At 58.1% G+C, this 12373-nt stretch carries 12 protein-coding genes; 5 read left to right on the top strand and 7 right to left on the bottom strand.

Going from position 1 to position 12373, the window contains the following annotated elements:
- Nucleotides 1–98 precede the first annotated feature (98 nt).
- Nucleotides 99–1241: a 4-phosphoerythronate dehydrogenase PdxB gene (pdxB, locus tag TU76_RS20310; protein ID WP_048352403.1), complete on the top strand. Its 1143-nt coding sequence runs from the start codon at nucleotides 99–101 to the stop codon at nucleotides 1239–1241.
- A gap of 162 nt (nucleotides 1242–1403) precedes the next feature.
- Here the strand turns inward: pdxB and TU76_RS25445 are convergent, their stop codons facing one another.
- On the bottom strand, nucleotides 1404–1580 hold the full coding sequence (locus TU76_RS25445) for a PA1571 family protein (RefSeq protein ID WP_046809938.1): 177 nt from the start codon (nucleotides 1578–1580) through the stop codon (nucleotides 1404–1406).
- Nucleotides 1581–1833: 253 nt separating this feature from the next.
- On the opposite strand from TU76_RS25445, the gene TU76_RS20300 reads away from it, so the two are divergent.
- Entirely contained in the window at nucleotides 1834–3591 is a 1758-nt protein-coding gene (locus tag TU76_RS20300) for an ABC transporter transmembrane domain-containing protein (RefSeq protein ID WP_019826651.1), read from the top strand.
- Nucleotides 3592–3742: 151 nt separating this feature from the next.
- Here the strand turns inward: TU76_RS20300 and ppnP are convergent, their stop codons facing one another.
- The gene (ppnP, locus tag TU76_RS20295; protein ID WP_046809940.1) at nucleotides 3743–4024 is read right to left on the bottom strand and encodes a pyrimidine/purine nucleoside phosphorylase; all 282 of its coding nucleotides are present in this window, start codon (nucleotides 4022–4024) and stop codon (nucleotides 3743–3745) included.
- Nucleotides 4025–4103: 79 nt separating this feature from the next.
- Nucleotides 4104–4646, bottom strand: coding sequence for a 3'-5' exonuclease (locus TU76_RS20290; protein ID WP_019826647.1), 543 nt, complete (start codon nucleotides 4644–4646; stop codon nucleotides 4104–4106).
- 189 nt (nucleotides 4647–4835) lie between these two features.
- Here TU76_RS20290 and TU76_RS20285 point away from each other — a divergent pair, with 189 nt between their 5' ends.
- A complete protein-coding gene (locus tag TU76_RS20285; protein ID WP_046809941.1) occupies nucleotides 4836–5627 on the top strand; it encodes a substrate-binding periplasmic protein in 792 nt (263 codons plus the stop codon).
- 132 nt (nucleotides 5628–5759) lie between these two features.
- On the opposite strand, the gene TU76_RS20280 is transcribed toward TU76_RS20285, so the two are convergent.
- The 4 genes from TU76_RS20280 to dsbD form a co-directional block, all read right to left on the bottom strand.
- Nucleotides 5760–6308 (bottom strand): RNA polymerase factor sigma-70, encoded by a 549-nt coding sequence (locus TU76_RS20280; protein WP_046809821.1) that lies wholly within the window; start codon nucleotides 6306–6308, stop codon nucleotides 5760–5762.
- Between the two features lie 203 nt (nucleotides 6309–6511).
- Nucleotides 6512–7285, bottom strand: coding sequence for a thiol:disulfide interchange protein DsbG (gene dsbG, locus TU76_RS20275; protein ID WP_046809822.1), 774 nt, complete (start codon nucleotides 7283–7285; stop codon nucleotides 6512–6514).
- The gene (locus TU76_RS20270; protein WP_019826323.1) at nucleotides 7264–8136 is read right to left on the bottom strand and encodes a TlpA disulfide reductase family protein; all 873 of its coding nucleotides are present in this window, start codon (nucleotides 8134–8136) and stop codon (nucleotides 7264–7266) included. Before TU76_RS20270 ends, dsbG begins: the two co-directional genes overlap by 22 nt.
- Nucleotides 8137–9879, bottom strand: a complete 1743-nt coding sequence (gene dsbD, locus TU76_RS20265) for a protein-disulfide reductase DsbD (protein WP_048352402.1) — start codon at nucleotides 9877–9879, stop codon at nucleotides 8137–8139.
- A gap of 146 nt (nucleotides 9880–10025) precedes the next feature.
- Between dsbD and TU76_RS20260 the strand changes: the two genes are divergently transcribed.
- Nucleotides 10026–10706, top strand: coding sequence for a response regulator (locus TU76_RS20260; protein ID WP_019826312.1), 681 nt, complete (start codon nucleotides 10026–10028; stop codon nucleotides 10704–10706).
- Nucleotides 10703–12031 (top strand): ATP-binding protein, encoded by a 1329-nt coding sequence (locus TU76_RS20255; RefSeq protein WP_019826310.1) that lies wholly within the window; start codon nucleotides 10703–10705, stop codon nucleotides 12029–12031. Before TU76_RS20260 ends, TU76_RS20255 begins: the two co-directional genes overlap by 4 nt.
- Nucleotides 12032–12373: the final 342 nt, after the last annotated feature.

Raw genomic sequence — 12373 nt, 5'->3', positions numbered from 1 at the left:
TAGGAGCTTTGTAAGCATGATCGTAAGTACCTTCCACGCTTGGCTGGCCCATTCAGCGTAACAACGCCTACACTGCCACTCCGCCAAAGGAGCCTGCCATGTTGATTGTTGCTGACGAAAATATTCCGCTGATCGAAGAGTTTTTTGCTGACTTCGGTGAAATACGCCGTTTGCCGGGGCGTCAGATCAGCCGCGCAGACGTCCACGATGCAGACGTCCTGCTGGTGCGTTCGGTGACCAAAGTGGACCGTGAGTTGCTTGAAGGCAGCGCGGTGCGGTTTGTCGGCACATGCACCATCGGTACCGATCACCTGGCCCTCGACTACATTCAGCAAGCCGGTATTCAGTGGTCCAGCGCCCCCGGTTGCAATGCCCGTGGTGTGGTCGATTACGTGCTTGGCAGCCTGTTGACCCTGGCCGAAATTGAAGGTGTCGATCTGACCCGGCGTACCTACGGTGTGATCGGCGCCGGTGAAGTGGGCGGTCGTCTGGTCAACGTTCTGCGTGCTCTGGGCCTCAACGTACTGGTTTGCGACCCCGTGCGTCAGGCCTGTGAAGGAGGTGATTACGTCACCCTCGAACAGATCATCGAGCAGTGTGATGTACTCAGCCTGCACACCCCGCTAAGCAAAACCGGCGACTACCCGACCTGGCACTTGCTCGATCAGCAACGTCTGGAGCAACTGAAACCGGGCACCTGGCTGATCAACGCCAGCCGCGGTCCAGTCGTTGATAACGCGGCGCTGCGCGAAGTATTGACCCGACGCGAAGACCTGCAGGCAGTGCTGGATGTGTGGGAGGGCGAGCCGCAAGTCGACGTCGAACTGGCTGACCTGTGCGTACTGGCGACTCCACACATTGCCGGGTACAGCCTGGATGGCAAGCAGCGTGGTACTGCGCAGGTTTATCAGGCGTTATGTGATTTTCTGGGGCATACCCCGCAGGTCAAACTCGCCGACCTGCTGCCCGCTCCATGGCTGGCGAAGGTTGAACTGAATGCCGACAGCGATCCTGGCTGGGCCATGGCCATGATTTGTCGCGGTGTGTACGACCCGCGCCGTGACGATGCGGATTTTCGTCGTAGCCTGATCGGCAGTGTCCAGGAGCAGAAGCTGGCGTTCGATGCATTGCGCAAGCACTACCCGATTCGCCGCGAAATCGAAGGCCTGCCTGTGCATATCGAGGGTGAGTCAGTGGCCTTGAATCAACTGGTAAAGGCCTTGGGTGCGGTGCCTGTCTAAAGAGTCAGGGCATAAAAAAACCGGCCTTATGCAATAAGGCCGGTCAGTCATTCTTGGGTTGCTATCTCATGTGTGGAGCTGGCTGGTCAGCGATGCAAACGGTGCGGTCTGTCCGGTAAACCGCAGTAATGCCATCGCACGGTTGCCCGCTGTCACAGAGGATCAGTCCTTGTGCACAGGCTTGACCAGGCGTTGCTCCAGTTCGTGGCAGGCGTCCTGAATCATCGCTTCAGTGATCAAGATTTCCTGACCATTCTCGTCGATAAACGCGCACCCCAGAGATTGCTGTGGTTGGGTGCGAATCACCGGTACGGCTTGAGCGTTCTGTTGCAAATCCATGGCCTGTCTCCTCATCAGGGTGTAGCGATACTGTAGATCCGTTTAATGACCAAGCTGTTACAAACTTGGCCACCAGCCCAGTCCAACAGAAATATCCTGAAACTTCCACCCCGACTTTAGAACATTACTGCCTAGGGCTTGCTGTTGCAGGTCATATTCAAGACGAGTGAGAAAGGTTTACCAAGATAAGCCGAACTTCGTTGTAGGCTGTGTAAGGCTTTTCACGCTGATCCTCATTCTGGATACCCCTCCCATGCTTTCGTCCCGTCATCGTCGTGCCATTCGTCTGGCCACCCATTTCATTGCCCCCTATCGTTGGCATGCATTTGGCGCCCTGTTGGCCCTGATTGTCACAGCGGGGATCACCTTGTCGATGGGGCAGGGCATTCGCTTGTTGGTGGACAAGGGTTTTATGACTCAGTCCCCCCATCTGCTTAACCAGTCCATCGGTTTTTTTCTGGTGCTGGTGCTCGGCTTGTCCGTGGGCACTTTTGTACGTTTTTATCTGGTGTCATGGATCGGTGAGCGGGTGGTCGCCGATATTCGCCGCCAGGTGTTCAATCACCTGATCGACTTGCACCCCGGGTTCTATGAGAACAACCGCAGTTCTGAAATCCAGTCACGACTGACCACCGACACCACCTTGCTGCAGTCAGTGATTGGTTCTTCGCTGTCCTTGTTCTTGCGTAACAGCCTGATGGTGGTGGGTGGCGTGGTCCTGCTGTTTGTCACCAACCCCAAACTCACCAGTATTGTGGTGGTCGCCCTGCCTCTGGTGCTGGTGCCCATCCTGTTTTTTGGCCGTCGGGTGCGCAGCCTCTCGCGCCAGAGTCAGGACCGGATAGCGGATGTCGGCAGCTATGTCGCCGAAGCCTTGGGCCAAATCAAGACGGTCCAGGCCTACAACCACCAACAGCAGGATCAGCAGCGTTTTGCCAGCACCGTTGAGCATGCGTTTGCCACTGCACGCAAACGCATTCTGCAACGGGCATGGTTGATCACGCTGGTGATCCTGCTGGTGCTGGGGGCTGTGGGGGTGATGCTGTGGGTCGGTGGCATGGACGTCATCGCAGGGCGCATCACCGGTGGCGAGCTGGCAGCCTTTGTGTTTTACAGCTTGGTTGTAGGGAGCGCGTTCGGCACCCTGAGCGAAGTTATTGGCGAGTTGCAACAGGCGGCAGGTGCGGCGGAGCGAATTGCCGAACTGCTGCAGGCAAAAAGCCTGATCCTGGCACCGGACAAGGATCTACGAGTGTTGCCTGAGCGGGTGGACGGCAATCTGCGGCTTGAAGACCTGCGATTTGCCTACCCGTCGCGGCCTGAAAGTTATGCCATTGATGGTCTGAGCCTGTCGGTCAATGCAGGGGAGACCCTGGCGCTGGTCGGCCCGTCAGGAGCGGGCAAGTCGACGTTGTTCGACCTGCTGCTGCGCTTCTACGATCCCCAGCAAGGGCGGATTTTGTTGGAGGAGCAGCCCATCACCCAGCTAGACCCGCACGACCTGCGTCGTTGCTTTGCCCTGGTGTCGCAAACCCCGGCCCTGTTTTTCGGCACCATTGAAGACAACATCCGTTATGGCAATGCTGGCGCCAGTGATGCGCAAGTTGAAGCCGCCGCGCGAATTGCCCATGCCCACGACTTCATCCTGCAAATGCCCGAGGGCTATAAAACCCACTTGGGTGACGGCGGTCTGGGTTTGTCGGGCGGTCAACGTCAGCGTCTGGCTATTGCCCGGGCGCTGCTGGTCGATGCGCCCATTTTGTTGCTGGACGAAGCCACCAGTGCCCTGGATGCCCAGAGCGAACACTTGATCCAAGAGGCATTGCCCAGCCTGATGCAAGGCCGAACGACGCTGGTGATTGCTCACCGCCTGGCCACCGTGCAAAACGCCGACCGCATCGCGGTAATGGATCAGGGCAAGCTGGTTGCCATTGGCACTCACGCACAGTTGATCGCCAGTAATCCGCTGTATGCGCGACTGGCGGCGTTGCAGTTCAATGTAGGGATGTGAAAAGAGATCCGTAGCAGCTGCCGAGGGGCGATGGCTTGAGATACTTCAACCGTGGGAGCGAGCCTGCTCGCGAAAATCATTCGCGAGCAGGCTCGCTCCCACGGAGGGCCTTGACCGGTGACAGAGTATTTACAGGGGAATGTGCAGGGCCTTAGCGGTACTCACACAGGTAGGCAGTATCTACCGCAACCTTGAGCTGGAACTTGCTGTTGGCCGGTACGTTGAACTGGCTGCCGCTCTTGAATGTTTCAAATGCGTTGCTGCCCGGCAGCTTGACGCTCAGCTCACCTGAAACCACGTGCATGATTTCACGCTCGGCCGTGCCGAATTCGTATTCGCCCGCAGCCATGACGCCAATGGTGGCCTTGCCTTCGGTTTGTGCGAAGGCAATAGACTTGACGGTGCCGTCGAAGTATTCGTTGACTTTAAACATGGCGATTCCTCGGAATGGGCTAAAAAGGGCTGGCCAGTATGCAGAAGCCGTTTTATCCCGTCACGCCCTTTTGTGGCCGTCAGCCTTTGAGCACCAGAGGCAATAAACGTGCAGTATTTCGCGCATCTTCCAAGGCTCGATGTTGCTGGCCACTGAACTGCATTCCGGCCAGTTGCAGTGCGCTGTTAAGTCCCAGCGCACGCTTTAACTGACGGGCCTGGGCAAATTGCTGCTTGAGGTTCATGTGCGGCAATTGCAGCAGGGCACTGCCCAGTTGTTTCTGGCGCCATTCCTGCTCCAGCTGTTTGCGATCGTAGTCGCCCCAACTGGCCCAGCCTTCGAGTTTGGGTAGATGTTGGCCCAGCCAGCGTTCGAACTGCTCCCAGACCACCGTCATCGGTGCACCGGTGTCAATGTTGGCCTGGGTGATGCGAGTCAGTTGACGGCAAAAAGGGGTCAACAACGGCCGACGTTGTGGTCGAATGAAACGCTGAAAATGATCGACCTCCCGGCCTGCGCGGGTGACCACGCTGGCACCGATTTCAATCACTTCCATTTCCTCCAGGGGCCAGCCGCCATCATCGGTTGTGGCTTCCAGATCAATTACCAGCCAGTGAGGCATGTGCAGCTTCCTTTAACAGCATCGGCGTTGAAGTGGGAGCGTAGCTAAAACACTGACCCGCACGGTTATTTTGTAGTGGGCCAGTGGACCGCTTGCTTGCTAGTCTATATGCGCTTCAATGGTGTGCGTGCTCGATCTAAGGTCGTGTGTCGATCAATAAGTTCCAGCCATGGGCGGCGCGGGATGTGTATGGTTTTGAAGTGTTCGCCGATTCAGTTGGCTCATAGTGTGTTGCTGACCCTCGGCATAATCTGGCTAACGCCGGTTTGGGCCGCCCAGGAAATCAGGGTCGGAGCTGCGCATTTTCCGCCGTATACCGTACGCCCGGAGCGCGGTGCCGATACCGGTCTGTTGTCCAAATTGCTCAACGCCCTCAACCAGCTCCAGAGCGACTACCGCTTTGTTCTGGTACCCAGCTCGATCCCGAGGCGCGTGCGTGATTTTGAGCGGGGGCGGGTGGACATGATGATGTTCGAAAACCCGGCCTGGGGTTGGCAGGAGCTCTCGTACACGGCCGTGGACATGGGCCTCGAAGACGCAGAAGTGTTTGTGGCCAGGCAGAACCCTGATCGCGCGCAACGTTATTTTGATGACCTGAGCGGCAAGCGGCTTGCGCTCTTCAGCGGCTATCACTATGCCTTTGCCGGGTTCAACTCAGCACCGAAATTCCTTACCAATACCTTCAGCGCAACCCTGACCTATTCCCACGAAAGCAACTTGTTGATGGTCTTGCGCGGGCGGGCAGACATTGCATTGATGACGCGTTCCAACCTGATTGACATCCAGCGCTACGACCCTAAGGTCAAATCACAGATTATGGTGTCCGAGCGTGTCGATCAGGTCTATCGGCACTACGCGTTGTTGCGGCTCGATGCTCCGATCAAGAGTCAGGAATTCGCGCAAATGTTGAACAATCTTCGTGACAGCGGGCAGTTGAGAGCCATTTTTGGGCCCTACCAAATTGACGTGGTTGCCATGTAACGATTGATCCGGGAAGGGGGAGGTGATGGCGCGGCAGCTTTGCCGTCGATCGCAGTGTTGAGCAGCGGCTACAGGAGCCGCTGAGGTAAATCCGGACGCACGATGTGTTTGTGCAAACGGCAGTGGCCTGAATCAGCGTCGCGCATAGGTATCGGGGTATGTTCCCGATACCTCGCGGCAATGAATCAGGGCATCGCGAATCATGAAGTTGACCAGCGTTGGCGACACGCCCAGCTCCTTGGCAATGTCTTTTTGTTGTACACCGTGCAGGCGATACATCTCGAATGCATAGCGCGTGCGGCTCGGCAGTTCGGTCAGAGCGGTCGCAATGTGCTCCAGGGTTGAGAAGTTGATCAACGAAGTTTCCGGGGAGGCGCCGTGGATGACCACGTTCAGGCCTTCTTCTTCTGAGCCCGAGTATTTCTGTTCCAGCGCTTGCTTGCGGTAGTGATCAATCGCAAGGTTGCGCACGATCTGGAACAGGTAGCTGAGCTGCGCCTTGAATGAAGAGGTGATCTGGGGGGCGGACTGCAGACGGAAGAAAGCATCCTGCACGACATCCTCAGCTCTGTATCGACAACCGGTGATGCGTGCTGCGATTTTGACCAGGACCAGTCGGTTATCAACAAAGGCTTGAAGTAAGGGTGAGTCGCACTTGCCTGTGGACATTTGTTCCGTCATGGAGATCACCTGTTGCGAATGATTGAGTGAGGCGCTCTTCGTGGAAGCGTCCTACACAGCTGTTCACAAACTAGGCTTAATGATAATGATTGTCAATTGAGAAATAGAACTAATAGCACTGAAAAGCTCGAACTGAGACATGCCTCACGCAGGTGTTGGTGCTGGCTGTGACCTTGTGTTCCAAAGGGCACAGCCAGCGGGTTTTACTTGGGACCGAGAATCTGCACCAGTTTTTCCGGCGACGGCGCGCCTTGTTGCTGTTGCAGGTTGCCTTGTTGGTCCAGATAGAAAATCGCCGGGGTTGCTGCCACATCCAGCTCCTCCATCAGCTGTGCGTTGGCATCCAGCTTGGCCTGAACATCGGCCGGGATTTTGGTCAATGGCTTGAGAGTGCTGGCCTTGCCGGCTTTTTCGTGATCATGCAGCGCTTGCTGAGGGTTCTTGGCGGCCAGCAGGGCGGCAGATTTGGCCGGGCTGTCTTCGCGGATAATGCCCACCATGATGTGGCGCAATTGCACCTTGCCCGAATCAACCCACGGGCGGGCTTGTTCCCAGAACATGTTGCAGTACGGGCAGTTCGGGTCGCTGAACAGGTAAACGATGCGCGGTGCATCCTTTTTGCCATCAGCGATCCAGTTACTCTTTTCCATTTCAGCCCAAACTTGCTTGGCCATGGGTTCGTAAACCAGTTTTTGCAACGGAGCCAGGCTTAGGTCCTTGCCGTCTGCATCATACAAATTGCCCACCAGCACGTTGCCGTCCTGGGTCAGGTACAGCGCCATGCCACGGTTCTGGTACTGGGCGGCATAGCCACGCAAACCGCCGGGAGCATCGAAACTGCCAATGATTTTTGCGCCTTTGGCTTCAATCTTCTTGATCGCCGGCGGCAGCTCTTCAGCCTGCAACACAGGGGATTGCAAAAGTGCGGCGCCCAGCAGGGCGGTCATGCTCAGGGTTAGCAGTTTGCGGTTAAACATTTTTGCTCATTCCTTGCAGGGTCGGCCTGTTGGGCCGACATTGAATTGTTCAGGTTTAAAGGCTCCATGGCCCGGGCCAGGCTGGCTTGGGATAACTCGCCCAAATGGCTGCCCAGCAGCCGGCCTTCAGCGCTGTAGAACAGCGTAGTCGGCAGTGCCATTGAGCCGACTTTTTGCGCCAGCTGGCCGCCACTGTCGAACAGCACGTTGCTGAGGTTCAGGCCCTGGGTTTCAAGGAAGGTGCTGACGCTCTGCATACTCTCGCCCTGATTGACGAACAGGAACGTTACGTTCTGATGCTGATGCTGGGCGTTTTGCAATACCGGCATTTCGCGCCGGCATGGCGGGCACCAGGTGGCCCACAGGTTGATCACCAGAGGGCCGCCCTGATAGCTGCTCAATTGCACCGACTCGCCGTCGGCGTTGCGCAACACCAACTCGGGCAGCCGTGTGCCTTGTTCATAAAGATTGGACGAGAGACTGGCAAGCAGCCAGAACGCCAGGCCACTGCCTAGCCCCCAACCCAGTGGCCGACGCAAGCCGACCCTGCGCCAGCCCCAGATGACCGCGCCGGCCACCACGGCGATCAGCCCCGGCCACAGCAAGAATCCGCCGTCACGCAAGTCCAGGACTTGCAGCGGGTCGTCCTTGAAGTAGCGCCAATAGCTGACGACAAAACCGATGCGCGCCGTCAGCAAGCCCAGTAAAAAAAGGCTGAACAGCACTGACTCGGGATTTTCGCCACCGCGCTTGGCCACACGCCACCCCACCAGTGTCGCCAGGGCAAGGGCCAGAATCAGCAGCAAGTGGTTGATGGCCAGCGCAAACGAACCGATGGTCAGGGTCAGCATTTAGAGGAGTTCCCGAGTGGCGTTCCAGTTATTCAAAAAGGTCTGGGCGTTGACTTCGCCAGTGATGCGTTGCCCGCGACGCTCAATACCGTTGGGGCCGATCCAGACAAAGCTGGGCGGGCCGGGTACTTGATAGCGGCTGAGCAGTTCGCGGCTGGCGACATTATCGGCGGTCACGTCAAGACGCAACAGGCGCACACCTTGCAATGCCTCCATCACCTGGGGTTTGCCGAACACCTGCTTCTCCATGACCTTGCACGACACACACCAGTCGGCGTAGTAATCGAGCATCACCCACTGGCCATCGGCCTTGGCGCTGGCCAGTTCACGGTCCAGGCTGGCGGGGTCCTTGATGGTGATAAACGCATCGTGGGCAGCGCTTGCAGTGCTGGCGCCCGCCACTGTTTTGGCGGTGTACACCTGCAATGGTTGCCACAGATCGGTACCGCCGCCGGCCGCGCCCACCAACAGCAGGCAACCCCACAGGCCCGCCAGCAGGCTTAACGGATTGAACAGGGTTTTGGCGCGCAGGAACGTCTGAGCCTGTTGCCACAGGGTGCACGCCAGAATGATCAGCAGCACGCCCCACAGGCCGACCCACAAGGACTCATCGAGTACCGGGCGTACCAGCAGCAATGCGGTACCCAGGAACAGGAAGCCGAACAGGCCTTTCATCAGGTTCATCCAGGCACCGGGCTTGGGCAGGAAGCGGCTGCCCACGGTAACCAGCAGCAACAGCGGTACGCCGATCCCCAGGCCCATCACAAACAGCACCAGGCCGCCTTGAACGGCATTGCCACTTTGCGCGATATACAGCAAGGCACCGGCCAGTGGTGCGGTCATGCAGGGGCCGACCAGCAAGCCGGACAGGGCACCGAGAATGCCTGCGCCGATCAAGCTGCCGCCCTTGCGGCCACGCCCGGCGGTTTCAAGGCGGTCGCGCAGAGCCGCGGGTAATTGCAGCTCAAAAAAGCCGAACATGGGCAGCGACAGCAGGATAAACAGCGCGGCAAAACTGCCCAGTAGCCAGGGCTGTTGCAGCAGGGCCTGCAAGTTGGCGCCCAGCAGGGCAGCCAGCACCCCCAGTCCGGCATACACCAGCGCCATGCTGATCACATAACTGCCGGCCACGGCAAAACCGCGCCCGGCCTTGGCACCGCTGCCTACCACCAGCCCTGCCAGAATCGGCAGCATCGGCAGTGAGCATGGAGTGAAGGCCAGCAACAGGCCCAGGCCGAAGAACAGCAACAAACTCCAGCCTAGCGAGCGTTGCTGCAAACTGGCAGCCAGTGACTGGTCTTGCGCCTGACCTTGTGCGGCCACAGGCTGCGCACCGCCCAGATCAACCGTCTGGCTTTGTGGTGGATAACACAGACCCGCATCGGCGCAGCCTTGCCAACTGACCTTGACCTGACCGCTGGCGCCTGCAGGGATCAGTATCTCAACCTTGTTGCGATACACCTGGGTGGCGCCAAAGAATTCATCGCTGTGTTCCAGACCTTGGGGCAGTACGGGCGTTTTTGCCGGATCCAGCCCGTCGAACTTGAAGCGCTTTTGGTACAAGTAATAGGTATCGGCTATTTTCCATTGCAGGCGGGTTTCGCCTGAAGGCAATGGCTCGACACTGAATGTGAAGGCTTTGTTGACCGGTAGAAAGTCAGGCTGTGCAAACGGATTGTTCGCGGTCTGGGCCTGAGCCACACCGACCAAACACATCAATAGAAAGGACAGCAGCAAACGCATGGGTAAAGCCTTGGGCAAGTTCAAGTGCAGCTACAGTGTGTTCCTGCGATTAACCGATCATTAACCGATGCACATCGCGGTGTACACGGCATAATCGGCCCTTAATCCCATGACCTTTTAATCGGCTCATTTAAGCGGGTATCAGCATGCATGTACTGGTTTGCGAAGACGACGAACTGATCGCCAGCGGCATCAAGGCCGGGCTGACGGCTCAGGGCCTGACGGTTGAGCACGTCGGCACGGCCAGTGCGGCGCGGGCCATGTTGAAGGCCGCCGAGTTCGATGTGATGGTGCTTGACCTGGGCTTGCCCGACGAAGACGGCCTCAAGCTGCTGCAGCAGTTGCGCCAGCAGGGGCTCGAATTGCCCGTACTGATTCTGACTGCCCGTGACTCGGTGACCGATCGTGTCGACGGCCTGCAGGCCGGTGCCGATGATTACCTGCTTAAACCCTTTGATCTGCGTGAACTCGCAGCCCGGCTGCACACGTTGCTGCGTCGGGTTGCAGGTCGCAGCGTCAACCTGATCGAGCACGGTAGCCTGAGTTACGACCCCAGCAGTCGCGTGACCTTGCTGGCGGGTCAACCAGTCGACTTGTCCCGCCGTGAGCAGGCGCTGTTGCAAGCCTTGCTGCACAACCGTGGGCGGGTACTGTCCAGTGAGCAGCTCAAGGACAGTATTTATGGCTTTGGTGACGAACTGGAGAGCAATGCCCTGAACGTTCATATCCATCACCTGCGACGTAAATTGGGCAACGGCATCGTTGAAACCGTACGTGGCCTGGGCTATCGCCTGGGACATGCAGATGGCGCAGAGTCAGAAGCATGATGAGTCTGCGCCTGCGCTTGAGCCTGACTATTGGCTCGGCATTTGTTCTGGTCTGGGCCCTGGCTGCGGCCTGGATGCTCAGCGACCTGCGCCAGCAAATGATGTTTTCCCTCGATCAGCGGCTGGTGGCTTCGGCGCGCATGGTAGCGGGGTTGCTGGAGCAATTGCCGCAATTGCCGGTAAAAGGCGAGGGCACCCATTTCAGTGCCGAGCAACTGACCGTGCCCGGCGGCATGGCCTGTCAGGTCAGTTCGTTGCGCGGCGAGATCCTGGCCCGTAGCCACAATAATCCGGACCAGCCGATGCAGTCACAATCGGCAGGGTTTCATGACCAGATTATCGACGGCGCCGCCTGGCGCACCTTTACCCTGGATCGCGGTGATCTGCGTATTACCACCGCGGATCGTCAGGTCGAGCGCGAGGCACTGAACCTGTCGGTCCTGCTGGCGGCATCGGTGCCCGTGGGCATGGCGCTGATGGTGTGTCTATTGTTGCTGTGGCTGGGGATCGGCCAAGGGCTGGCGCCGCTCAACCGGATGCGCGATGCCTTGATGCGCCGCGATGCAGACTCATTGCAACCGCTGAACATCACGCCATTGCCCAGTGAGCTGAAACCACTGCTCGATTCGCAGAACCAGCTGTTCGCGCGTATTGCCAAGACCATCGAGCGTGAGCGGCGCCTCACCGGCGATGCGGCCCACGAATTGCGCAGCCCGCTGACTGCGATCAAAACCCACCTGCAAGTAGCGCGCATGACCGATGGCCAGGCCCGCGAACAATCACTGGCCCATGCCGAAGCGGGTGCCGACCGCTTGCACCGAACCCTTGAGCAATTGCTGCTGCTGGCGCGGGTTGAAGGCAGCCTGTCATTTGATGACGGGGTCAATTGCTCGGCCGAGCAAGTGGCGCGCCTGGCGATTCATGATGCCGCCAGTGCCGGTGGTGAACACATCCGCTTGCATCTTCCGCCAGACCTCCCGACCACGGCGCTTGAAGTTCCATCGGTATTGGCCATTGCAGCGCTGCGTAACTTGCTGGACAACGCCTTGCGCCATACCCCGCCCGGCACCCAGGTGGAATTGACGGTTGCCGTTGAGGGCTCGCACGTAAACTTCGTGGTCCGCGACCACGGCCCCGGCATAGCCCCCGAAACATTGCAGCACATGACCCAGCGCTTCTGGCGCAATGGCAACAGCAATGGGTGTGGGCTGGGCCTGGCGATCGTGCAAGCGATTGTCGAGCGTTGCCGCTGCGAACTGACTTTTGACAGTCAGTCCGATGGTTTGCGGGTTGAACTGCGAATGCCGTTGAAAAGCACTCTTTAAGGGAGCTGGAGCGGGCTTGCTTGCGATGCAGGCGACGCGGTCTGCCAGGCCAGTCGCAATGATGCCATCGCGAGCAAGCCCGCTCCCATAATGGCCTGACGGTTAGAATGCGCTGCAATGTACTGATTTTGTTACAACTTCAATTGGGCCATGGTTTACAGTACCCGCGCTTTACCGAATCACCCACAGACCGCTTTTTGGTGGCGTGATTCCATTCTGGATTAACAGACCCCTACGGCGCATAAACGGCCCACTTGACTGCTCGTACGAGGCTGGCACAGAACATCGGGTGAACATGATGTTTGTCTGGTGTGAGGACCTCGTACAAGAACAATAAGAGGA

It is taken from the genome of Pseudomonas psychrophila, from assembly GCF_001043005.1.
GTDB classification, from domain to species: Bacteria; Pseudomonadota; Gammaproteobacteria; order Pseudomonadales; family Pseudomonadaceae; genus Aquipseudomonas; species Aquipseudomonas psychrophila.
The sequence above is the reverse complement of the archived record's forward strand: the minus strand, read 5'-3'. Positions and strand labels throughout refer to the sequence as shown.

Coding starts and splice junctions, on each gene's coding strand:
- TU76_RS20290 (WP_019826647.1), bottom strand. CDS start 4,646: ATGCCTCACTGGCTGGTAATTGATCTGGAAGCCACAACCGATGATGGC.
- dsbG (WP_046809822.1), bottom strand. CDS start 7,285: ATGTTTAACCGCAAACTGCTAACCCTGAGCATGACCGCCCTGCTGGGC.
- dsbD (WP_048352402.1), bottom strand. CDS start 9,879: ATGCGTTTGCTGCTGTCCTTTCTATTGATGTGTTTGGTCGGTGTGGCT.
- TU76_RS25445 (WP_046809938.1), bottom strand. CDS start 1,580: ATGGATTTGCAACAGAACGCTCAAGCCGTACCGGTGATTCGCACCCAA.
- ppnP (WP_046809940.1), bottom strand. CDS start 4,024: ATGTTTAAAGTCAACGAATACTTCGACGGCACCGTCAAGTCTATTGCC.
- TU76_RS20285 (WP_046809941.1), top strand. CDS start 4,836: ATGGTTTTGAAGTGTTCGCCGATTCAGTTGGCTCATAGTGTGTTGCTG.
- TU76_RS20255 (WP_019826310.1), top strand. CDS start 10,703: ATGATGAGTCTGCGCCTGCGCTTGAGCCTGACTATTGGCTCGGCATTT.
- pdxB (WP_048352403.1), top strand. CDS start 99: ATGTTGATTGTTGCTGACGAAAATATTCCGCTGATCGAAGAGTTTTTT.
- TU76_RS20260 (WP_019826312.1), top strand. CDS start 10,026: ATGCATGTACTGGTTTGCGAAGACGACGAACTGATCGCCAGCGGCATC.
- TU76_RS20270 (WP_019826323.1), bottom strand. CDS start 8,136: ATGCTGACCCTGACCATCGGTTCGTTTGCGCTGGCCATCAACCACTTG.
- TU76_RS20300 (WP_019826651.1), top strand. CDS start 1,834: ATGCTTTCGTCCCGTCATCGTCGTGCCATTCGTCTGGCCACCCATTTC.
- TU76_RS20280 (WP_046809821.1), bottom strand. CDS start 6,308: ATGACGGAACAAATGTCCACAGGCAAGTGCGACTCACCCTTACTTCAA.